Below are 24,062 nucleotides of genomic sequence, written 5' to 3'. Positions count from 1 at the left end.
TTTTATTTAATACTGGCATGGTTATTCTTTTTTATTTTCAGATTCATCAGATTCAAATCTGTCTGGATGCTTTTTGTTGTATCTCTCTTTTTCCATAAGACCCAGGAATGCTGGTTCTTTTAACTGAGATTGCCATTTACTCCATTCAGTCAGCATTTCATTATATTTTTCCGGATTCTTGTTTTTTATATTATGGGTTTCATTGATATCATTTTCAAGGTCGTAAAGGGCATTCTGTGAACCTTTAATTACCAGTTTGTGGTTGTCACTACGCATTCCTTTACCTTCCTGAATATATTTTCTCCAGTATAACTTTGCATGAGGTTTGCCGGCTTTTTTTCCTGTCAGGAATGGAATGAGATCTACACCGTCTATTGGATTTTGGGTAGAGATCTCAGGTGAAATATTTCCGACTATGCTTCCAAAAATATCAAGGGATATAATAGGTTTAGTGTAGACCATTCCTTTTTTAATTTTAGCGGGCCATTGCATAGCAAAAGGTACTCTCACACCCCCCTCGTTGAGACTTCCTTTTCCTCCCTTTAAGGGATCATTCTCTGAAGCATTTTTATGTTCCGGACCACCATTATCTGACATAAAGATCACGATAGTATTTTCTGAAATTCCTTTTTCCTCCAACTTATTTAAAACCAGACCTATACCATCATCTACAGCACTTATCATGGCCGCATAGATCCTTCTTTTTCTATTTTTAATATGTGCATATCTTTTTAAATACTTTTCGGTTGCCTGAAGTGGTAAATGAGGAGCATTATAGGCAAGATAGATAAAAAATGGCCTATCTGCATTTCTGTCTATAAATGATACGGTTTCCCTGCTTAAAGCGTCTGTAAGATATTCGGTTTCATCAACTCTTGTGTGATTATGCAGCAATCTCGTTCGGTATTCACTAGTCTCCTTTTTCGCCTCCTCTATATTTTTCACAGTCCATTCTTCTGGAAAATATCTATGACCGCCTCCTAAAAATCCAAAGAATTCGTCAAAACCTCTGTTAAGTGGATGAAACACCGGATGAGCCCCAAAATGCCATTTCCCTACAGCAAGACTGTGGTAGCCCGATTTATCTAAGTACTCCGGAATGGTTTGTTCAGAAAGGGGAAGACCCATATTTGGATCTTTAGGGGCAAAAAGCGGATTTTTAGAAAATCCGAATCTGTCCTGGTATCGGCCTGTTATTAATCCCGCTCTACTAGGTCCGCAAACAGGATAGCTCACATAGCCATTGGTGAATTTTACTCCATTACTAGCGATTCTATCAATATTAGGAGTAGCGATATCTTCACAGCCGTTAAATCCAACATCTTTATATCCCAGATCATCGGTAAGGATAAATACCACATTTGGCTTTTCGTTAGGTTGAGCTGTATGAGTGCTGGTAAATAATAAGAATATTATTAATAAGATACTGCTTTTGAACATTGGTATGAGTGTCATTGAATTGAGATGCGTATTGTCCATTCAATTTTATTAATAGTATGTTTATTATCGAAGGTGTAATCAGTTAGAATAAGGGGTTATTAGTTCATAATTGCTAATTATTAGGCTTTGAGGTTTAAGACTAAATGGGAAGAGGCATTTTTCGATGAACATCGATTTCTATTTTGACTTAAAAATTCAAAAAAGCGTAAGGCGATCTTCCCGGAATTTCAGAATTGAAATCTGAGTTGAAAAAGAAAAGTAATACTAAGAGTATAAGGATTATTTTGGTAACTGTCTCAAATAGTAAATTTTTAGTCACCTGCTAAAGGTTCAGAATTTTGATTCGATAGAATTGGTGAGAGAGTGATAACTCTAAGATTATTCTGATCTCAACATTTCTGGTGTTGCTATAGTGCGGAATCCCAGATGCTCCTGAGAAGAATCGAGAGAATTTCCCATTCGGGCTGAAATTCTATAACTGGCGCAATAAGACGCATTGCATAAAAAGGACCCCCCTTTGATAACTACTTCCGGTGTGGAGGAATTATTGGGATTAAATGCTTGTTCTGCACCTTTAGGATTTTTTACCAAGCCTTGACGATCCAGTTTCTTATAATAATTTACATTGTACCAGTCCTGAGTGAATTCCCATACATTTCCGGCCATATCGTGCAACCCATATGGATTTGGAGGATAAGATCGCACCGGTGCGCGGGATTCAAAATTATCCCGTTCCGTATTTTGTGTTGGAAATTCTCCTTCCCAGGTGTTCGCTTGTTTTGATAATTTGCCATGATCCATTCCCCAGCTGAATAAAGCATCTTCTTGTCCGCCACGAGCAGCATACTCCCATTCTGCTTCGGTGGGTAAACGTCTACCGGCCCATTTACAATAGGCTTTAGCATCTTCCAAAGCAATATGGACTACAGGGTGATCCTCTTTGCCTTCGATAGAACTTCCGGGCCCTTTTGGATGCTTCCAATTTGCGCCAACCTTCCAGTTCCACCATTGAGAATAGTCATACAAATTAGGGACAGACTTCTGTGTTTTTTTAAATGTAAGTGAACCGGGCTGCAAGATAGAATCATGAGGTTTCGAAGTATTGGGAGGCAATTGTTTTTTGATCTCCTCCCAAATAATATCCCGTTCAGCTAGTGTGATATATCCTGTTTCATCTACGAATTTTTTGAAATTGGCGTTAGTCACTTCTGTAATATCCATAAAGAATCCATCTACTGCAACTGGGTGAGCTGGCTTTTCATGTTCCATCGCCATCTGGTCTCCTTCAATTGCACCTTGAGTAAATTTACCTCCCGGGATCCAAACCATTCCTTTAGGTGTTTGAATATCTTCGGGAGCTTGAACAATAAGGCCCATCTGGGCCGTAGATTCTTCTGAAGAATTTAATACCTGAACTTGTCTCGACTTATTTTCTTTACAGGAAATAATGCCAAGGATAAGCAGGGCGATAATATTTATTCTATGGTTCACGGTGATTTTTAACTTTTAAAATGATTATATCTCAAAGATATAGTATTTAAATCGGCTGGAATTTAATCAACACTTTAATCGTTAGGGGTAAAAGGTCAATTAATGTGGGAAATCACTCAAAACCTGTAAAAACTCTCTGAAAACTTTTCATTTTGCTTAATAATAGTGGATTTTGACCTAATAATACCATTAATTAATTGATATTACCCCTGCAGTGGCTTATATGATTTTTAATATTGAGTAAAAATTAATGGCATTATTATGGAGTTAAAAATTCTCTCTTTCATTTTTATTTTTTTTTGCAACTTTTCCTATTCCAAAACATTTTACGTTAATGCGGAAAAGGGATCTGATACAAATTCCGGACTTCATAAAACTGAAGCATGGAAATCTTTTTCCAATTTTAGTAGAATCAAATTAGAACCAGGTGATACTATTAACCTCGCTGCGGGAATTGAGATCAAAGGCTCATTGATTTTAAAAAATATATATGGAGATTCAGAGAAGCCAATTGTGATAAGATCATATAAAGATGGGAGGGCGAAAAGTAAAAAAGCCATAATTAACGCGGCAGATTTTAATAATGGCATCCTGATTGAAAACTCCAGCCATATTCGCATTTCAAATCTGGAAATAAGAGCTAATGGAGGAAGGAAATCTATTCAAAATACAGGTAAAGGAATGAGATGCGGTATCCTGGTGAGAACCAGCGGAGATATAATTTCTGAAAATATAGAAATTTCCGATGTGGATATTTCAGACATATTTTACGAAAACCTCGGTTATAAAAGACCTGAATCTGAAGTATACTCTGCTAATGGTACTCAGGGATACGGTTACGGGATAAGATTTATTAATACCTCAGAAAAAGCATTGATAAGAGATGTTAAAGTTTTGAATTCCAGTATTAGTAATGTAGGGCACACCGGTTTGAAGTTTACCTCTAGGAGAAACGGGGGGATTCGGGATTTTAAAGTTTTTAATAATATAGTTTTTAATACAGGAGGGCCAGGAATTCAGATAGGTTCAGCTAATAATGGCCATGTTTATAAAAATAAAATTGACAGGTCAGGTTCTGGGAACGATCCCAGGAAGTGGGGGAGAGGCAGTGGACTTTGGACATGGGGCTGTACAGGAATTTTGATAGAAAAGAATCAATTTTTAAATGCAAGGGGTCCGGGAGATTCTGCTGGCATACATATAGATTTTAATTGTAGAGATGTAGTCGTGCAATACAACCTAAGCCGTAACAATGCAGGAGGTTTCTGTGAAATATTGGGTAATAATTATAACTGTTCCTATAGATATAATGTAAGTATAAATGATGGTTATAGAATAAAAGGTAAAAATGGAGCATTCCAGGAGGGTAAAACATTTTGGTTGAGTGGATTTAATGGAAAGGATAGAAAAAGAAAAGGGCCCTTTAATACCTATTTCTATAATAACACGATCTATTTAAAAAAAGGGATCGAAGCTAAAATAGCAATAGACAAAGCTTCCAATGGAATATTGATAGCAAATAACATCTTTTATATAGAAGGGCCTTCATCCCTTGTTAAGGGTGATCAATATCGCCCAGAAAAAACTGGAGGGAAGTTTACTGGAGATATAATATTTAAGAGGAATTTGTTTCTGAAACCTGAGAATTGGCCCTCTGAAATTCAGATTCGAGATACCCAACCAATATATGGAACCCCAGCCTTTAAAAATAAAAATGGTGAAAATATTGAAGATTTTGTGCCTACTAATACTGCCTTAATAAGGAACAAAGGAATCTCTATTCCTAAGCTTCTAAATGATCCAGACGGTTTAAAGTACGGCATGAAGGTGAAAGTGGATATTCTTGGTAATGAAATCAAAAGCCAACCAGATTTAGGTGCCATTGAAATTAATAATTAGCACAGAGAGCCTAAATAAATGAATCTGAAGTAGAATAGGGATTAGTATATCATTAAAATAAATTATATGAATAAAGCTTTCAAAATATTAATAATTGGTGCATGCATGTTTTGGAAAGCCGGAGCTTTTTCACAACAGAATGACTGGGAAAACCAACATGTGACCAGAGTAAATACCGAGACACCATCGGTTCATCCTATATCTTATCTATCTGAAATTGTGGCCAAAAATGGCATTATAGAAGAGTCGGCCCTTTACAGGTCTTTGAACGGAACCTGGAAATTTAGATGGGATAAAAATCCCGATGAAACCGATAAGGATTTTTATAAATTAGATGCGAACCTAACGAACTGGGAGGAAATAAAAGTGCCATCCAACTGGCAGATGTTAGGGTATGGAAAACCTATTTACACCAACATTAACTATCCTTTTGAGAAAAATCCACCATTTATAGCTGGTCCCAATGGTAATGGCGTAGGAAGTTACGTAAGAGAGTTTGAGGTAGACACAAGCTGGCAAGATCATGATATTTATCTAAGGTTTGACGGGGTGGAGTCGGCCTTCTATCTCTGGGTAAATGGAAAAGAAGTGGGATATGCCCAGGATAGCCGTACAATTTCTTCTTTTGATATTAGTAATTATTTAAAGAAAGGACGCAATAAGGTTGCTGTACAGGTTTTTAGATGGAGTGATGGAAGTTACTTGGAAGATCAGGATTTCTGGAGGTTAAGTGGAATTTTTAGAAATGTATACCTCGTAGCAAGGCCAAATATTGCAGTAGAAGATTATCAAACTATAACTGAATTTGACGAAAATTTTGATGATGCAGAACTAAAAATAAAAACAGTTCTACGCAATACGGGATCAAAGGATTTTAAGGAAGGAAGCCTTAATGTTAAGGTCTATAATCCGAATGGAAAATTAGTTAAAGATGAGAATTTTGTATTGCCTAATATTAGAAAGAGGGATGATAACAAACCTGTTCATAAGGAAATATCTTTAGGATTTAATTCTCCACAGAAATGGTCTAACGAAGATCCAAACCTTTATACAATGCTTTTATCTGTTAAGACCCGGGACAATGAGATCCTAGATATTATATCATCCAAGATAGGATTTCGTCAGATAGACATAGATGGTCGAACGATTCTTCTAAACAATAAACCTTTGATAATAAAAGGAGTGAACAGACATGAACACAATCCTGTAACCGGTCATTATATTACTAAAGAGCAAATGCTTAAAGAAGTTAAGTTGCTTAAAAAGCTTAATATAAATACGGTACGCAATTCGCATTATCCAGCAAGTCCATATTTCTATGAGGTTTGTGATAAGCTTGGGGTCCTTGTGATTGATGAAGCTAATGTAGAATCTCATGGAATGCGGTATGGTAAAGAGTCTCTGGCAAAAGATACAACATGGAAAAAAGCCCATGTGGAACGTATGGAAGCAATGGTTGCACAAAATAAGAATCATCCGTCAATAATAATGTGGTCTCTGGGAAATGAAGCCGGCAATGGAGTAAATATGCTTGCTATGGAAAAAGTATCGAAAAGGTTGGATCCAACGAGACCTACACATTATCATTTTTCTACTGAACCTTATGTAGGTGAAGTCTGGGGCGGAGGTGTTTTCAAAAATGGGAAAGTTAATAGCCATGGTCGATACCAATCTGTAGAAGATCTTATTGAAATTCATAAATTAAATTTGGATCGACCCTTTATAGTTAATGAAGTGGCACATGCAATGGGGAACGCCATGGGTAATCTTAAAGAATATGTTGATGTTTACTATCAATATGATGGAATTTCAGGGGGAATTATCTGGGACTGGGTAGACCAGGGTATTTTAACAGAGACGGAAGAGGGAGTGCCTTATTATGCTTATGGCGGTGATTTTGGAGATATACCTAATGATTTAAACTTTTGTATGAATGGAATTTTGTTTTCAGACTTAAGTTTATCTCCAAAGGCTAAAGAGGTCAAAGGTGTTTATCAGAATGTTGATTTCAGCTGGGCAGGAGAATCTGATGAATTTGAAAAAATACGTATAAACAACAGGTTTTTATTTACGGACTTAAAAGAATATGATTTCTACTGGAGGCTCTTGAAAAATGGACAGCCAATTGGAGATGGCAAGTTAGAAGAGTTTTCGGTAAATGCATTATCAGTTAAGAGCATTGATACCCCTCACGAGGTTTTCAAATTGATGAAAGGGGAACAAGAGGAATATGTTTTAAATATTTCCGTAAGAATTAAAAAAGCCATTAATTGGGCGCAAACAGGATTTGTGATCGCTGAGAAACAACTCCATCTGACGTCCTGGAATAGTCCGACATTTAAAAATCCAGAAAGGACCAGGCTTCATTATCAGGAATCTGATTCACTTTTAGATATCATGGCTAATTCTGTAAAGATCCAGTTTGATAAAAAAACTGGTGTTTTAAATTCTTATCAGGTAGATGGAGAAGAAATTCTGGAAGCTGGGCCAAGACTGAATATTTGGAGAGCTCCAACAGATAATGATGGTGGTTATAAGAATATGTGGAGAAATGCAGCTAAAAAGGTTTCGAAGGAATGGATAAAAGCCGGATATGAAGGAGCAAAATTTAAGATTTCAGAAACCCATTTAGAAAAGGCTTCAGAAAATAATTTGATCTTTAAGGTAACCGGATATTTGATAAGTTCCGGGGATGCTATTATAGCTAAGATTATCCAGGAATATGGAGTTGATGGTGAAGGAGGTATTCGATTAAATACGGTATTTAGTCCTGAACAAAGCGATCTGCCAGATCTGCCAAGATTGGGCTATGAGATTATTCTGAAAAAAGGATTTGATCAGATGAGCTGGTACGGGAGAGGTCCTCATGAAAACTATATAGATAGAAATGCAAGTGCAAAGCTGGGCATTTATAAGAAAACAGTGGATGAGCAATTTGTGAATTATCCGGTTCCCCAGGAAAATGGAAATAAAACAGGGGTGCGTTGGGCCAAAATTCAGAATGATGATGGTTTAGGTTTAAATATCAGCTCCGGTACCCCTTTTGAAACCAGTGCAAGACATTATAATCTTAATAATCTTACTAAGGCCACACACCCTTACGAATTAGAAAAAAAAGATGAGGTATTCTGGTATGTGGATGTACAGCAGCATGGGTTAGGAGGTAACAGTTGCGGACCCATGCCTATGGACCAGTATCTTTTTGTGCCTACTGTGATAAGGTTTGACCTAAACTTAAGTCCGGTAATGGATTAACAAGAAATATTAGAATGAAAAATACAATTTCAGCAATACTAATACTCTATTTTTTCTTTTCGACATCAATTTTTGCAAAAATTTATTATGTAGATAGCGAAACGGGAAAAGACTCCAATTCGGGTAATTCACCTGGAAATGCCTGGAGTTCACTCGAGAATTTGAACAAAATAAGTTTTAAACCTGGTGATAAAATACTTTTTAAAGCAGGAACCAGCTATTTTGGACAGCTCCGGGTTAAGGGCAGCGGAAGTGAAAATAATCCTATAATCATAGATAGCTATGGGGAGGGCGATAAGCCGGCCATACATGGAGAAGGTAAAAAAGATTACACTCTATTCCTCTATAATGTGGAATATTGGGAAATAAGAAATTTAGAAATCACCAATGAGGGTAAAGAGAGCAAAGCTGGTAGACGAGGCGTGACCATCGAAGCAGAGAATTTTGGAGATTGCCACCATATTGTGCTGGACAATTTGGAGATACATCGGGTTAATGGAAGTTTGAATAAAAAGCAGGGCGGAGGTAGTGCCATAATTTGGAAGAATTCGGGAGATAGGGTTAAAACCCGATTTGTGAACCTGATCATACAAAATTCATATATACATGATAGCGCGAGAAATGCTATCAATTCCAGGGGGTATACAGATAGGGAGAATTGGCATCCGAGTATTGGTGTAATAATTAGAGATAACTTGATTGAAAGAGTGCCTGGGGATGGGATCGTTCCCGTTGGATGTGAGGGAGCCTTAATTGAAGGCAATATATTGCGGGATTTCCTAGATGTGCTCCCACATAGTGAAGCTGCAGCGGGAATTTGGCCATGGAGTTCAGATAATACCCTAATTCAATTTAATGAGGTTAGCGGTCATAAAGCTAAATGGGATGGACAGGCTTACGACTCGGACTGGAATTGTCTTGGAACAATTATTCAATACAATTATAGTCATGATAATTACGGCGGTTTTTTACTTATTTGCAACAATGGTGATAGTTATGGAACCTCAAAAAATATTGGGAATGCGGGAACTGTAGTGAGGCACAATATTAGTGTTAATGATGGCATCCGGCCGTACCCTACAGAAAGGAGGGGTGTTTTTTCACCGATATTTCATATTACCGGTCCTGTGAAGAATACCAAGATATATAATAATATCATAATTGTTCCCCAAAAACGATTTGGTAATTTGGGTCGTACTATAGTGAAAATGGATAATTGGGGAGGTCCTTGGCCGAAAAATACCCTGGTCAAGAATAATATTTTCTATGTAGGTAATGAGGCTTTTGAATTCAAATTTGGAAAGGATAAAAAAACCCGATTTGAAAATAATGTCTATTATGGGAAGATTGAGGGTTTGCCAAAGGATCCTAAAGCTGTTTTCAAAAAACCCGAAATTTTAAATGCACATTCTAGAGGAGATGGATTTGAGATTTTGAAAAACTTTTTACTGAAAAAATCATCGCCATTACGAGATAGAAACATAGGAGTTTCAGAAGAAATTTTGGAAGGAATGTAATCTGTTCTTTTATGAGAATGTCTACTGAAATACTCTAGTCATATCAATATTAATCTCCAAATAATTACCGAAAAGTGCTTATATAGGTGGGCTTGTCCTGTTCATTGCAATATATGACCCCATAAACTAAAGTAGTAGTTGGTTACTTTGTAATCTCGGGGAAAATAAATTGATATAAATATCTGCAATAATATAAAAAGTATTAAGCCATGAGTAATAATCTTAATATAAAAAACATGTCCCTTACTTTTGGGATGGTATTTACGATCTGTTTTTCATTAATGTCATTCAAACCTGTAGATCCGGAAAAACCAGCAAAACCAAATATCATAATTTTCTATGTTGATGATCTTGGATACGGAGATTTAAGTTCTTATGGTTCGGAAAGTGTAAATACCCCAAATGTAGATGGATTAGCGGCGAACGGAATCAGGTTCACAGATGCACATAGTACAGCGTCTACTTGTACACCTTCTAGATATAGCTTATTAACGGGTCAACATGCCTTTAGAAAGAATGCGAGTGTTCTCCCAGGAGATGCACCTTTACTCATTGACGAAAAAACGCCTACCATAGCCAGTATGCTTAGTGAATGTGGATATAAAACCGGCGTGGTTGGAAAATGGCATCTGGGTCTTGGAAACGGTAATGTTAATTGGAATCAAGATATAAAACCTGGACCACTAGAAGTTGGATTTGACTATTCATTTCTTATTCCTGCGACTGGAGACAGGGTGCCTGCAGTTTATGTTGAAAACCATAGAGTTATTAACCTGAAAGAACATGACGATCCTATTGTAGTTAGTTATAAAAACAAGAAGATAGGCGATATGCCCACCGGCTACGAAAATCCTGAATTGCTTAGGTATTCTGCAGACTCACAACATAATATGACAATTGTAAATGGTGTAAGTAGAATAGGTTATATGGACGGAGGTGAAAGCGCTTTATGGAAGGATGAGAATTTTCCATTTGTAATGACAAATAAAGCGGTAGAATTTATGGATTCAGCCAAAAAAAATCCTTTCTTTTTATTCTTTTCATTTCACGATATTCATGTACCTCGGTTACCTCATGAGATGTTCAAAGGAAAGACCAATATGGGGGTTCGGGGAGACGCTATAGTACAGATGGACTGGATGACTGGTAAAGTTATGGAGGCTCTTAAAGAAAGGGATTTATTAGAAAATACCCTTGTGATCTTTACCAGCGATAACGGTCCTGTACTTAATGATGGATATGAAGATAGTGCAGTTGAAAAGCTTGGAGACCATGATCCTGCCGGTGGTTTTAGAGGTGGGAAATACAGTATTTTTGAAGCAGGTACACGCGTTCCCACGATTGTTTACTGGGAAGGAAAAATTCAACCCGGTGTTAGTGAAGCATTATGGAGTCAGGTAGATTTATATGCTAGTATAGCTTCAATCATAGGTTCAGACCTATCGAAAGATGAAGCTATAGACAGCCAGGACATTTCCAAAGCACTACTATCTGCACAGGAAAAAGGTACAGAATATTTAATTGAAGAAGCTTCGGTTCTAGCTATAAGAAAAGGTAAGTTCAAATATATTGAGCCGCTTTCCAAGGGGCAAAAGGAACCCAAATTCATAATGGCCAAAAAGAAAATTGAAGGTGGAACCAGTCATGATCCTCAGTTATATGACCTGGCTAAAGATCCTGGTGAGAAAAGAAATATCGCTGCAGCTAACCCAAATATGGTTAACGCACTTCAGGAGAAATTAGACGAAATCAGATCCAAAGACCATCGTTCAACTTCTGAAAAAGAATTAACAACTAACTAGTATAGAATGAAAATAAGATTATTGCTTCCGGTTTTTTTACTTGCCTTCTACTATGGGGAAGCTCAGTCTATAGATAAAAATACCCATAAATTCAACGACGGCTGGTTATTCCAAAAGGCTGTACAGGGTAGGGCCCAAAGTGAGGACTTTCCTGATAAGAACTGGAGGCAACTTAATTTGCCTCATGACTGGGCAATTGAGGGTCCCTTTGACTCCATTCATGACACCCGTACCGGCGGACTCCCCATTTCAGGAACAGCATGGTATCGCAAACATTTTGTCATTGATGCCAAACATAAGGGAAGAAAGGTTATCGTTGAATTCGACGGAGTTATGAATAATTCTACTGTTTGGATAAATGGGCATAAAGTTGGAGGCAGACCTTATGGCTATATAGGATTTGAAGTAGATCTCACCTCCCACATCAAGTTTGGTGAAGAAAACATTATTGCGGTTAAAGTTAACCCCGAGGATCTTGCCGCCAGATGGTATCCAGGAGCAGGTATCTACCGAAATGTATGGTTAAAAATTAAAAACCCCGTGCATGTTGCTCATAGGGGAACTTACATTACAACCCCCAAAATTACGGAGAATAAGGCTGAGATAAATATTCAAACCATTTTAAACAATACCACAAATAGCCCGGGTGAATTTGAGCTTAAGACCAGTATAATTAATACTCATGGGGCTGAAGTTGTGAGTAATTTCTCCAAAATAGAATTATCTGCTAATACAAGTGTTGAAGTTGCCCAGGATATGGTAATGGATAATCCAATTAAATGGGATCTGGATAATCCATATTTGTATACCGCCATCTCATTTTTAAAGAAAAATGGTAAAGTTATAGATACTTATTCTACAGATTTTGGGGTTAGAAGTATTGAATATAGCAATACGGAAGGTTTTCTCTTAAATGGAAAGCAGCTAAAATTTAAAGGTGTTTGTATGCATCACGATCTAGGTCCCCTTGGAGCTGCCGTAAATTACAGGGCCACCCAGAGACAATTAGAATTATTAAAATCTATGGGAGTAAATGCCATAAGAACCGCCCATAACCCGCCTTCGCCAGAGCAGCTAGATTTGTGCGATAGAATGGGAATTTTGGTTCAGGTAGAAGCTTTCGATGGTTGGGCAGCACCAAAAACCAAAAATGATTATTCTAAGCATTGGGACAAATGGTTTCAAACCGATCTGCGAGATATGATTAAAAGAGATCGTAACCATCCGTCTGTTGTGATGTGGAGCATCGGCAATGAGGTAAAAGAGCAAACTTCTCCAAAGGGTGGTGAACTCGCTAAAATCTTAACTGGGATTTGTCATGAAATGGATCCAACTCGACCTGTAACTGCAGGGCTAAGCAAACATTTACAAGCCATAAAGAATGGACTCGCAGATCCACTGGATATTCAAGGCTTTAATTACAAGCCTACGCAGTATGATGAGATATTAGAGGAACATCCAGACTGGATCATTTACGGTTCTGAAACGTCATCCTGTGTGAGTTCCCGTGGAATTTATCATTTACCGGTAGAAAATTATGAAAAACATCCTTCCTTACAAATATCAAGTTATGATATCATAAGTCCACCTTGGGCTTACCCACCTGATTTTGAAGTTTATGCTCAGGAAATGAATCCCCGGTCATTAGGTCAATTCGTTTGGACTGGTTTTGATTATCTTGGAGAGCCAACACCTTTTAATGGACGGGATAACGAAACTCACGGAAAGTGGGGTGGCGATTGGCCGTCGAGAAGTTCTTATTTTGGAATGCTGGATCTTGCAGGGTTTAAAAAGGATAGATTTTATTTTTATCAAAGCATTTGGACTGATGAACCAATGGTGCATATACTGCCTCACTGGAACTGGGATGTTGAGAAGAATACTACAATCCCTGTATATTGCTATACAAATTGTGAAGAAGCAGAGCTATTTCTTAATGGTGAATCATTGGGTAAAAAGAAAATGGGAGTGGATAAAACTACAATTCCTGCTGACTTTAAGTGGTGGAAGCAACCTGAAAAGACATGGGACTCACCATATCGTTTAAACTGGGAAGTTCCATATCAGCCCGGTAAGCTCAAAGTGGTTGCCTATTCAAATGGGAAGGTTAAGGCAACCAAATCAATTATTACAGCTGGAAAACCTGCACAGATAAAATTAAGTCCAGATAGAAGTTTCATTGATGCGGATGGGGAAGATCTGTCATTCATAAAAGTTCAAATAGAGGATAAAAATGGAAATTTTTGTCCTACTGCAGACAATCTTGTGGAATTTGAAGTATCCGGACCTGCCATTATAGAGGCCGTTGGAAATGGAGATCCTACTTCCATAACTTCCTTTCAGGCAGATAATCGGAGAGCCTTTAATGGCCTGTGTCTTTTAGTAATCCGATCCAAGAAAGATATGGCTGGAGAAATTAAAGTAACTGCAAAATCTAATGGTTTAAATCTGGCCTCTGTGGAGATCATTTCTGAATAATCAATTTTTACTTTTTCCTGATCTGCTATAATATGTTTTGCTAGGGTTAATTCTTATTTCCATTTTTAATAAGTTAAAACAAATTCGGAATTTAAAGTTTCAGGAATTTCTTTTCATTTGGTTTTCAGAAAATTTTCCCAGAAGATACCTCTATATTCTAATAGCAATTTCTTTAAAAATTTACACTTGTTCCACTGTAATATTATGTCTTATAATTAGAATCTGTTTTGAGTATTTGAAATTACATATTCTAACAAATAGTAAGCTTTTATTTAATTATTGCGAAATAAAATGAAAAAATTTAATGATCTCTTATTAAAGGTCATTTTCTTATAATTTGTTTAAGTTATTCTCAATAAGTCTACAAAACCCATTAAAATGGGAGTTTTTGACCATATACCCCTTTATTCTGAATTATCTGTAATGCTAATTTTTTTAACATATATATAAATTAGTTCCGTTAAATAGGCTGAATTTTTGAATTAAAATGTAAATGAGATAAATTATGAAAACTTTACGTCTAGTCATCTTTTTTGTAACTGCCCTACTTTTTTTCAATTGTGAAAAAGAACCTATAAAGGGAAGTACATCCAAAGATTCTATTGCTCCTATTTCCATGTCTTATGTCGACCTTACAAATGTTCGTGAATATAGTAGGATTACCTCCGGGATTCCTTTTGTTTCTGCCAATAATGAAACTGTATACTTTGAGGTGGTAAGTGTAAGAAATGAGGAAGGAATTCTTGACGAAACTTATTTGGAACACGTTACTATTATGAATCCAGTTGAGGATACAATAGTTTCTGAGGATTACGGAGATATTAATTTTGTTGATCCTGGAGGTGCAGGTACCATAATCATAGAGGAAGGAAATAATTTTGGTTATGGTGATTATTATTTTACCGTGAAGGCTACAATAAAAAGAGATGGTAAAGAATACTCCAATGTCTTTGAAGATGTATTACATCTTAATATTGGCCCCCAATTGGTTAGTGCAATAAACTATTGTCCTGTAACCTATAACCTCGTTGAAGGTGAAGGATTAGCTACGAGTGAGGCTACAGTTGCTTCAGGTAACCCGGATGTCCGATATGAATTAGCCAGCGATACAGATAAACTTACAATAGACCCGACTACAGGGGTTATATCATTAAAACCATCTTATCAAGTTTCAGAAACCGAAAAAATTGAACCTTCCATAAATGTGATCAGTAATATTAGTGAGGAGGTTGTAACCATGGAAAGTGGCATAATTAGAATTTTTGCCTCAAAAGAGGCTGAGAATGTAAAAACTCCCACCAATTATTTTTTCTATCCAACCCTAGAGGAGACTAGCACCAGATTTGGATATACCAGGATTGTAGAGGAACGTGGTGGTTTAAAAGTGACTACAAATAAGAAAAACAAGGTATGGAAACGAATAAAGCCTACAAGTCTGGCGGATTCAATTCGAAGTGATGCAGGGGTTAATGGCACTAAAGCCTTATCTACTTTTAATGTTGATTGGGGTCCAAAAGGAAGTAAGAGACATGTTTCTTGGGTGATTATGAATCCTCAGAATCTTACGACATATGCCGGATGCTATAGAGCTGAAGCTACCTTCTGGATTAGAAATTACGGAATAGAATATCTTAATGATGGAAGAACACCTTCCGGTCTTGAAATTTTTGTAACCGACAACTTTACCGGAGAAATTGAAACAACCAATTTCACCCAAATTAACGACATATTAAGCTGCCAGATCAATAATGAGGGAGAAGTATTTTTAGGTACGCCATATCCTGGCAATCAGGAAGGTCCGGATCCTGATGGATTAAAAGATCCAACTAGAAATGCCGATGGAGAATGGGTGAAATGCACCTTGGACCTTACGCCTTATTTAGGTCAGGAGAACTTTGTTCTGGCCTTTAAATATGCGAGCTACTTCCAGGGTAAAATTATAGCCGGAGAAGACGGATTTGCTGGAGGACATCAAATTTCTGATGTGCACTATAAGGCTAATGAATTATAAAATCAACTAACCATAACTCAAATAATACTAAATGATTTTTAATAAGAATATATTAAGCCTTTTATTACTGTTTGGCTTCAACCTAACAGTTTTTGCTCAGGAGATAATAATAGGAAAAGTAGTAGATGAGAATAACATACCCTTAATGGGAGTGAATGTTATAGTTGAAGGTACTAATATAGGTTCAATTACAGATTTTGATGGTAGTTTCTCTATTGAGGTACCTTCTGAAGAGGATATTTTAATCTTTTCTATGGTTGGAATGGAAACTAAGGAGGTAGAAGTTCTTGGCCAGAAAACTATAAATGTAACTCTCAATTATGACGTTGCAGGACTTGATGAAATTGTTTTGATAGGATATGGGGCCTCTCAAAAAAGGGATTTAACAGGAGCTATTTCTTCTGTTGGATCTGAAGAATTAAATGTAGCACCTACAGCCAATTTCGACCAGGCTTTAGTTGGTCGAATTGCAGGTGTGAATATTACCTCCTCTGAAGGTACTCCTGGTGGACCTCTGAATATCGTTATTAGAGGAGGAAACTCTATAACTGGAGATAATTCGCCACTATATGTTGTAGATGGAATTCCATTGGAAAATTTTGATCCTGCAACTATGAACACAAATGATATAAAAACCATCGATATACTGAAGGACGCTTCGGCAACTGCTATTTATGGATCTCGTGGGGCAAATGGTGTTGTATTGATCACTACGAAAAATGGAAATTCCGACGGAACGACAGACATTTCTGTATCTCTAGATAATGGGATGCAATTTATCCCCAATAAATTAGACGTATTAAGTCCGTATGAATATGTTAAGTATCAGCAATTACAAGCTTTTGCTTTAGATAACTGGGCTTCAGGATCTTCAACACAGCAATTTTTGAATAGGTGGGGAGATCCAGAACTTTACCGAACTGTCAATGGTACGGACTGGCAGGAAGAGGTGTTTCAGGAGGCCCTTATTACTCAAAGTAATGTCTCCGTGAGCGGAGGTAATTCTAAAACTAATTTTTATTTATCTGGTGAATATGTGGATCAAGAAGGGACCTTGATCAATACGGGGTTTGAAAAAATAAACAATCGTTTAAAGCTGAACCATAATTTTAATAAGAAAACCTCAATTGCTACAAATTTATTTTATTCCAATGCAAAAAGAATAGGGCCCAGGCTAAGAGCTTCCAAACAATTTCAAACTTTTAAAAATGTTCTAAGATTTAGACCCGTTGAACCCATTGTGGATGATGGACTTGAAGTAGGGGGGTATGATCCTTTGAGTAATGATTTTAATGACACTTATAATCCCGTAGATAATTTAACGAATACTGATAGGAATAATACGCAACATCTATTTGGAGCTAATTTTACACTAATCCATAAATTCAACAAAAATTTTGAATTAAATAGTTCTGCTAATTACAGAATAAAAAAGTCAGAAGAAAATACTTTTTTCGGTTCTAATACAGGAAGAGCAGAAAGATCTGACACTGGTATAACGGCTATCATAGAAAATTTTGAAGATGTTGTTTTATCTGCCTCTAATACCTTAACCTATACAAAGAAAACCAACAACAATAGTTTTACTGCCCTCATAGGTACAGAGGCCTCAGAAAATAGTATTTCTGCAAATAGCCTGGAAAATAATAATATACCCACTGATGAGTTTGGTATTTCCAATATTGGGATCGCAACAACTCCTACTATAGCATTATCAAACTCTTCCACCAATAGGTTACTTTCGTTTTTTAGTAGGGTGAACTATTCGTTCGATAAACGATATATACTAACAGCAAGTTTTCGTTCAGATGGGTCTTCAAAATTTCCCAAACAAAATCGCTGGGGTTATTTCCCATCGTTTTCTGCGGCATGGAGAATGAGCAATGAGAAGTTTCTTAAAAAGATTAAATGGATATCTAATCTTAAAATTCGAGGCGGATATGGGGTTACAGGAAATAATAGGATTAATGATTTTGCAGCCTATAATACCTTTGGGGTTTCACCTTTCAACAATTATGTCTTCGGCAATAATGAAGAGTATCAGCCGGGTGCCACCCAAAATAATTTGGCCGTGCCAAACTTAAAATGGGAAACTACTAAACAAAGTAATTTTGGCCTAGATTTTTCACTTTTTAAATGGAGATTCACTGGTACATTGGATTACTATAATAAAAAAACGACAGATCTTCTTTTAAATGCAGATATGGCTCTTAGTACTGGTTTTAATAGAGTTAGTCAAAATGTAGGGACTGTTTCGAATGAAGGTTTTGAATTAACGTTGAATTCTACTATTATTTCTAAAGATGAGTTTGATTGGAATACTAGTTTTAATATTTCAACTAATAAGAATAAAATTTTAAAGTTGAATGACGGTCAAATAGATATTAAAACAGATGCCAATTATGATTATAATGACGAGTATCATTATATCTCGAAAATAGGTAAACCGGTTGGTATGATGTACGGGCTGCAATTCGATAGACTATATCAGGCGGAAGACTTTATTTACCATCCTGAAAAGCCTCAGGGGTCTCAATATGAACTTAAGGAGGGAATTCCAAACAATGGTAGAATTGGCGTGGGCCCTGGACATCCAAAATACATAGACCAAAATGGAGATGGAACTATCGATGCAAAGGATAGGGTAATTATTGGTAATCCTCACCCTAAACACTATGGAGGTTTCGAAAATCATTTTAAGTTAAAAAACTTTGATGTAAGGTTTTTATTCCAATGGTCATACGATTTTGATGTCTTTAATGCCAATCGAGTTGCATTTGGTATGCCGCGGGTAGATAAGGGCTATAGTGGACTAGCGGATATTGCAGATGCTTGGTCCCCAACAAATACAGATACCAATGTGGCCACAACCTACTCCAACGGGCATTCAGCATTAGCACCAAGTGGCAATAAATTAGATGATAGATTTATTGAAGATGGGAGTTATTTAAAGTTAAAGACTGTTTCAATCGGATATTCGTTGCCTAAGGATTTTCTTAAAAGAATGGAATTAAAGGATCTGAGATTTTCTTTATCTGGACAGAACCTTTATACGTGGACAGAATACTCGGGTTTTGACCCAGATGTTTCAATTAGTGGAAACCCATTAATCCAAAATTTAGACTTCTCTGCTTACCCCCAAAGTACCACTATAACTCTGGGAGTATCAGCTAAATTCTAAAATACTCAAATAAAAAATTATAAAATATATAAGACATGAAAATTTTATTAATAAAACGTCTCGCATTCGGGTTACTTCTTATTGCCGGGTTAACCAGCTCCTGTACAGAATATCTGGATTTGGAGCCGGAAACTGACTGGGATGTTAAGAACTTTTATTCCAATGAATCAGAGGTTAATATTGCACTTGCCGGAATTTATTCTCAATTCTCCTCTAATAGAGTATATGGAGAAGAATTCATGATGATGGATTACGGAACCGATGAAGGTTATAATGGTCGAGCCTTTGCCTCAGAACCACAGGTTAATATCTATAATCATTCACCAAGTACATATGTGATTCAGGATGTATGGGAAAATTTTTATAGTGCAATCAATCTTTCTAATTCTTTGATTGCCAATTTGGACCCCTCAAAATTTGACGGAGATGAAGCCAATATATTCATTGCAGAAGCAAGATTCTTAAGAGGATTTGCCTATTTGCAACTGGTATCATGGTTTAATGAAGTGCCTTTAAGATTGGAACCAACAGTGGGACCAGAATCTAACCATATACCACCTGCATCTTTAGAAGAAATATATAATCAGATTATTGCAGATCTTGAATTTGCAGCTGAAAATTTGCCCCATGCCAGTGATAGTGATTATATCCCGGGTCATGCCAATAGTATGGCAGCCCATGGATTGTTGGCTAGGACCTATTTAAAGATGGCGGGATATCCATTGCAGGATACTTCCAAGTACCAACAAGCAATGGAAAGTGCAAAGAAAGTAATAGATGATCCTTATCATACCCTGGTTATGGGAGAAAATGGCTATAGAGAGGTTTTTCTTAATTACATCGAGAATAAATATGATACGAGGGAATCACTTTTCGAAATTGCCTTTGCTGATGGTTCTGATTTGGGCGTCGGAATTCATGGCAAGATAGGCACTAGTAATGGTTTGAACTTTAAGAATAATCCGGATGTGGGATATCCCGTGGCCAAAGTGAAAGTTGTACCTTCTCCGGTTGTAGAATCGTTGTATGAGGAAGAGGATCAAAGACTGGACTGGAATCTACCAGGGATTTTTCATAATAATGGAACTATAAGAGAACAAGGACCTCTTGATTTTGCGTATTCTTTAGGGAAATTTAGAAGGTGGGAACCGGTATTCAGAGATGATCTGGAAGCCAGTAATGCAGTTTCTCCTTCCTTCGTATTATTGGAAAATACCAGTTCTCCAAATAAAGGTACAACAGGAATTAATTTTCCTGTGCTAAGATATTCGGATGTACTTTTAATGTATGCTGAGGCTTCTAATGAGGTAAATGAAGGTCCCACCCCTGAAGCTATAGATGCACTTAACCAAGTGAGAAACAGAGCGGGCGTTGCAAATATTGAAGATGCTGAAGAAGGAAACCCTGAAGCAATCGCGAGTAAAGAAAGCTTTTTTGATGAGCTGGTGGATGAGCGTATGCGGGAACTTTGCTTTGAAGGGCTAAGAAAACAAGATTTAATTAGGTGGGGTTTACTAGGTGATCGTCTCGAGTATTTGGAGGAGGTGATTAAAGGTCATCCTAATTATGATCCATCTCGAAATGCTATAATTGGTTACTTAAGATGTGTAGATAATTTTGTTCCGGAGAAGCATTTATCACTGCCCTATCCAGCGCAGGAAGTCCAGATCAATAATAAGTTAGATCAAAAACCAGGGTGGTAAGACTATCTTCTCGTTCATTATCTAAGTGAACGTGGGGTTTTTTTAAATTATTCTGAGACCAATTTTTGCTCTATCTGCTGTTAGCAAAAAAATAAATTATAAAGAATGAATAATCTTAAGAAGGGATCAAAATTCAAAATTGGACAAAATAGGAAAGGATTGCTGATAGGTTTAATTTTAATACTGTTTTTATATCCAAAAACCTTTCATGCTCAGATAGATAAAAAGCAGCCAAATATAGTTTTTATCGCGATTGATGATATGAATGACTGGACTGGCTTTTTGGGGGGACACCCCCAGACGATCACCCCAAATATGGATAAGCTTGCCCAAGAGGGAGTGAATTTTACAAATGCTCATTGTCCCGCTCCGGGATGCTCACCAAGTAGGAACGCCATCTTGTTTGGAGTAGAACCATTTAATTCGGGTCTGTATCCATTTTATAGTACTGAAATTCATGAAGATCTAAACAAAAAATATGTTAGCCTGCCAAGGTTCCTAAAAGAGAATGGATATGAAACCTATGGAGCAGGTAAAATTCACCATGGTTCCAAAGCAGATCCGGAGGAATGGACAGATTATTTATTGCCTACAAAGGGAAATAAGGAATTTGCTCCAAATGAAGGTTACATAGTAGGTAATGATAATAAAATGTCTTTTAGACCTACAATCAATGCTTATGAAGATCATACAGATTATAAGGTTGCATCTTACGGACTCGATGTGATTAAAAATGAGCATAATAAACCTTTCTTTTTAGCAGTGGGTATAGTGAAACCTCATTTGCCTTTTGATAGTCCAAAAGAATTTTTTGATGCACTACCTAAAGAGATACTAGCTCCTGAAATACTGGATAGTGATATAAAAGATATTCCTAAGGAAGGAAACCACTTTAGAAGGGTGGGTAATTATAAGACGTTAACGAAAGCAGATGCATGGGAGGAGGTAAGACGTGCCTACTTAGCATGTATCTCCTGGGCAGATTATAATGTCGGAAGGGTGATTGATGCCCTAGAGGCAAGTCCGTACGCCGATAACACAGTAGTAGTTTTGTGGTCCGATCACGGCTTTCATTTAGGAGAGAAAAAGACGTTTAAAAAATTCACTCTATGGGAGGAAGCTACCCGTGTACCATTTATTATTAAAGACTTAAGGAAAGGAAGAGATCAGCAGGGTCTTACTATAGATCAGCCTGTATCCTTGATTAATATATACAAAACGCTTGCAGAAATGAGTGGCCTGGAAACTCCTGAATATGTTGATGGGATCAGCCTTCTTCCGCAATTGGAAGATGCTGAAGCAGAGATTAAAAATCCTGCAATTATATCCTGGGGACGTGGGAACTATGCGGTGAGAACTAAAGATTGGAGATATATTAAATATTTTGATGGTACTGAGGAACTCTACAATCATAAGACAGATGCTAATGAATGGAATAATCTTGCTGAGATTTCAAAGTTTCAATCTAAAATAGCTGAATTGAAAAAAAACCTTCCAAAATCAGAAGCTCCTATGGTAAAAGAACATGTTGCCTTATGGAGTGTATATGGTGCAGATAAAGAGTTAATGGAAAAAAAATTGACACAAAAGGAAAAGGAAGAGATGATTAGAAAGAATATAGAAGAAAAAAAGTTAAGAAAGCAAAGACTTCGCAAAAAAGTTGAGCAACTAAAGAAATTAGATAAAGAAAATAATTAGATCATTTTTTAGCACATTTAAAATAATATTGAAATGAAATTAATGGTGAACAAAAGAGATATTATAAAAGGATTTTTTATAAGTTTTCTTGGTATATTCTTGATTATTTTCAAGACTACCATTCTACAGGCTCAGGAAACTAAACCTAATTTATTGATTATTCAAACAGATGAACATAACTATAGAACATTAGGATGTTATAGGGAGACCATGTCTAAAGAGATGGCTTATATATGGGGGGAAGAATCTTACGTTACCACTCCTAATATCGATAAAATGGCTGATGAAGGAGCTTTGTGTACCAGTTTCTATGCATCTTCTCCAGTGTGTACACCGTCCCGGGCATCATTTGTTTCCGGTCTTTATCCAGTAGCAACCGGATCACCGTCAAATAACAAACCTATGAATGATGAAATAGTGACATTTGCAGAAACTCTACAAAGAAACGGATATTCTACTTCCTATGTTGGAAAATGGCACCTGGATGGGAATGCTAAACCGGGTTTTGCTCCTGAAAGAAAATTTGGATTCGAAGATAACCGGTATATGTTTAACCGGGGACATTGGAAAGCTTTCCGGGAAACCCCAAAAGGAATGAAGTTTCTTGGTGAGTTCAAACCTGAAAAAAACAGTTATAGCTATGATACTAAAAATGCTACTGAAGAAACTTATGCTACAGATTTCTTATTTGAGAAAGCTTTGGAGATTATAGAGAGAGATAAAAATGGGCCTTTCTGTTTAATGCTTTCTATCCCCGATCCTCATGGGGGCAATAAAGTAAGACCTCCTTATGACACTATGTATGAAGATATGTATTTTGAAAATCCTGCTAGTATGGATGTGGATCCAGAGACTAACCCAAAGTGGAATAATATTAATGGAAGGAAGAACGTGGCCGGTAGAAAATTAAATCAGCATGCTATGGCTCAATATTTTGGAATGGTAAAATTGATTGATGATAATATTGGAAAGATTTTAAATTATTTAGAAGAAAGTGGACTTGAAGAAAATACTATTGTGGTCTTCACGTCCGATCATGGTGATCTAATGGGAGAGCATAAAAAACATAACAAAGGACTGCCTTACGAAACATCGGCTGGTATTCCTTTCGTAATTAAATACCCCGAAAAAATCCTTGCCGGGAAAAAAATCCATAAAGCATTAACTAATGTTGATTTTGCTCCCACAATTTTAAATATTATGGAAGTGGAAGGAGAACAACCAGAATATCACGGGATAGATGCTTCAGAATTATTTTTGAATGATGAAAAAGAGATTAATGAAGATAGGATCACCTATATTACCAATGCTGGAGCGAGATGGGTGGCGGCAGTAAGCGATCGCTATAAGTTAGTGCTTTCACCAAATGATGAACCCTGGTTATTCGACCTCAGAAAAGATCCTAACGAAGAGATAAACTACTATAATCATAATGACTACCAGGATATTGCAGAAGAATACAGGGAAGAATTATTAGAAATGGTCACAAAATTCAATGATCCTATTTTAATAGATGAAAAATTGATCTATTAATAAAATAGGCTTGCAAAAAGAAGATACTATTAAATAACAGAAAAACAGGAGGCA

General features: G+C 36.7%; 12 protein-coding genes. 10 read left to right on the top strand and 2 right to left on the bottom strand.

The genetic code is table 11. From position 1 onward, the window contains the following. Positions 1 to 21: 21 nt before the first annotated feature. Both LU635_RS12945 and LU635_RS12940 read right to left on the bottom strand, forming a co-directional pair. Positions 22 to 1,479, bottom strand: a complete 1,458-nt coding sequence (locus LU635_RS12945; protein ID WP_240099906.1) for a sulfatase-like hydrolase/transferase — start codon at positions 1,477 to 1,479, stop codon at positions 22 to 24. Positions 1,480 to 1,818: 339 nt separating this feature from the next. After that, entirely contained in the window at positions 1,819 to 2,931 is a 1,113-nt protein-coding gene (locus tag LU635_RS12940) for a formylglycine-generating enzyme family protein (protein WP_240099904.1), read from the bottom strand. A 261-nt stretch (positions 2,932 to 3,192) separates the two neighbouring features. Between LU635_RS12940 and LU635_RS12935 the strand changes: the two genes are divergently transcribed. From LU635_RS12935 to LU635_RS12890, 10 genes are all read left to right on the top strand, one after another. After that, positions 3,193 to 4,830, top strand: a complete 1,638-nt coding sequence (locus LU635_RS12935) for a right-handed parallel beta-helix repeat-containing protein (RefSeq protein WP_240099902.1) — start codon at positions 3,193 to 3,195, stop codon at positions 4,828 to 4,830. 66 nt (positions 4,831 to 4,896) lie between these two features. Next, positions 4,897 to 8,085: a glycoside hydrolase family 2 TIM barrel-domain containing protein gene (locus tag LU635_RS12930; RefSeq protein ID WP_240099900.1), complete on the top strand. Its 3,189-nt coding sequence runs from the start codon at positions 4,897 to 4,899 to the stop codon at positions 8,083 to 8,085. A gap of 14 nt (positions 8,086 to 8,099) precedes the next feature. Beyond that, on the top strand, positions 8,100 to 9,602 hold the full coding sequence (locus LU635_RS12925; RefSeq protein ID WP_240099898.1) for a right-handed parallel beta-helix repeat-containing protein: 1,503 nt from the start codon (positions 8,100 to 8,102) through the stop codon (positions 9,600 to 9,602). A gap of 209 nt (positions 9,603 to 9,811) precedes the next feature. Continuing rightward, positions 9,812 to 11,404 carry a sulfatase family protein gene (locus LU635_RS12920; protein WP_240099896.1) on the top strand — a complete coding sequence of 531 codons (1,593 nt, stop codon included), beginning with the start codon at positions 9,812 to 9,814 and terminating at the stop codon, positions 11,402 to 11,404. Positions 11,405 to 11,410: 6 nt separating this feature from the next. Continuing rightward, positions 11,411 to 13,882, top strand: coding sequence for a beta-galactosidase GalB (gene galB, locus LU635_RS12915; RefSeq protein ID WP_240099894.1), 2,472 nt, complete (start codon positions 11,411 to 11,413; stop codon positions 13,880 to 13,882). Between the two features lie 505 nt (positions 13,883 to 14,387). Continuing rightward, positions 14,388 to 15,893, top strand: a complete 1,506-nt coding sequence (locus LU635_RS12910; protein ID WP_240099892.1) for a surface glycan-binding family protein — start codon at positions 14,388 to 14,390, stop codon at positions 15,891 to 15,893. Between the two features lie 31 nt (positions 15,894 to 15,924). Then, complete coding sequence (locus tag LU635_RS12905; RefSeq protein ID WP_240099889.1) at positions 15,925 to 19,074, top strand: SusC/RagA family TonB-linked outer membrane protein; 3,150 nt, start codon at positions 15,925 to 15,927, stop codon at positions 19,072 to 19,074. A 35-nt stretch (positions 19,075 to 19,109) separates the two neighbouring features. Continuing rightward, complete coding sequence (locus LU635_RS12900; protein WP_240099887.1) at positions 19,110 to 20,777, top strand: RagB/SusD family nutrient uptake outer membrane protein; 1,668 nt, start codon at positions 19,110 to 19,112, stop codon at positions 20,775 to 20,777. 105 nt (positions 20,778 to 20,882) lie between these two features. Beyond that, a complete protein-coding gene (locus LU635_RS12895) occupies positions 20,883 to 22,475 on the top strand; it encodes a sulfatase (RefSeq protein ID WP_240099885.1) in 1,593 nt (530 codons plus the stop codon). 33 nt (positions 22,476 to 22,508) lie between these two features. Beyond that, entirely contained in the window at positions 22,509 to 24,008 is a 1,500-nt protein-coding gene (locus LU635_RS12890) for a sulfatase family protein (RefSeq protein ID WP_240099883.1), read from the top strand. The last annotated feature ends 54 nt before the right edge of the window (positions 24,009 to 24,062 follow it).

It is taken from the genome of Christiangramia crocea (genome assembly GCF_022410465.1).
GTDB lineage: Bacteria > Bacteroidota > Bacteroidia > Flavobacteriales > Flavobacteriaceae > Christiangramia > Christiangramia crocea.
Note: the sequence above shows the minus strand (reverse complement) of the source record. Positions and strands in the feature narration are given on the sequence as shown.

Coding starts and splice junctions, on each gene's coding strand:
- LU635_RS12890 (WP_240099883.1), top strand. CDS start 22,509: ATGAAATTAATGGTGAACAAAAGAGATATTATAAAAGGATTTTTTATA.
- LU635_RS12910 (WP_240099892.1), top strand. CDS start 14,388: ATGAAAACTTTACGTCTAGTCATCTTTTTTGTAACTGCCCTACTTTTT.
- LU635_RS12895 (WP_240099885.1), top strand. CDS start 20,883: ATGAATAATCTTAAGAAGGGATCAAAATTCAAAATTGGACAAAATAGG.
- LU635_RS12945 (WP_240099906.1), bottom strand. CDS start 1,479: ATGGACAATACGCATCTCAATTCAATGACACTCATACCAATGTTCAAA.
- LU635_RS12905 (WP_240099889.1), top strand. CDS start 15,925: ATGATTTTTAATAAGAATATATTAAGCCTTTTATTACTGTTTGGCTTC.
- LU635_RS12925 (WP_240099898.1), top strand. CDS start 8,100: ATGAAAAATACAATTTCAGCAATACTAATACTCTATTTTTTCTTTTCG.
- LU635_RS12930 (WP_240099900.1), top strand. CDS start 4,897: ATGAATAAAGCTTTCAAAATATTAATAATTGGTGCATGCATGTTTTGG.
- LU635_RS12920 (WP_240099896.1), top strand. CDS start 9,812: ATGAGTAATAATCTTAATATAAAAAACATGTCCCTTACTTTTGGGATG.
- LU635_RS12900 (WP_240099887.1), top strand. CDS start 19,110: ATGAAAATTTTATTAATAAAACGTCTCGCATTCGGGTTACTTCTTATT.
- galB (WP_240099894.1), top strand. CDS start 11,411: ATGAAAATAAGATTATTGCTTCCGGTTTTTTTACTTGCCTTCTACTAT.
- LU635_RS12935 (WP_240099902.1), top strand. CDS start 3,193: ATGGAGTTAAAAATTCTCTCTTTCATTTTTATTTTTTTTTGCAACTTT.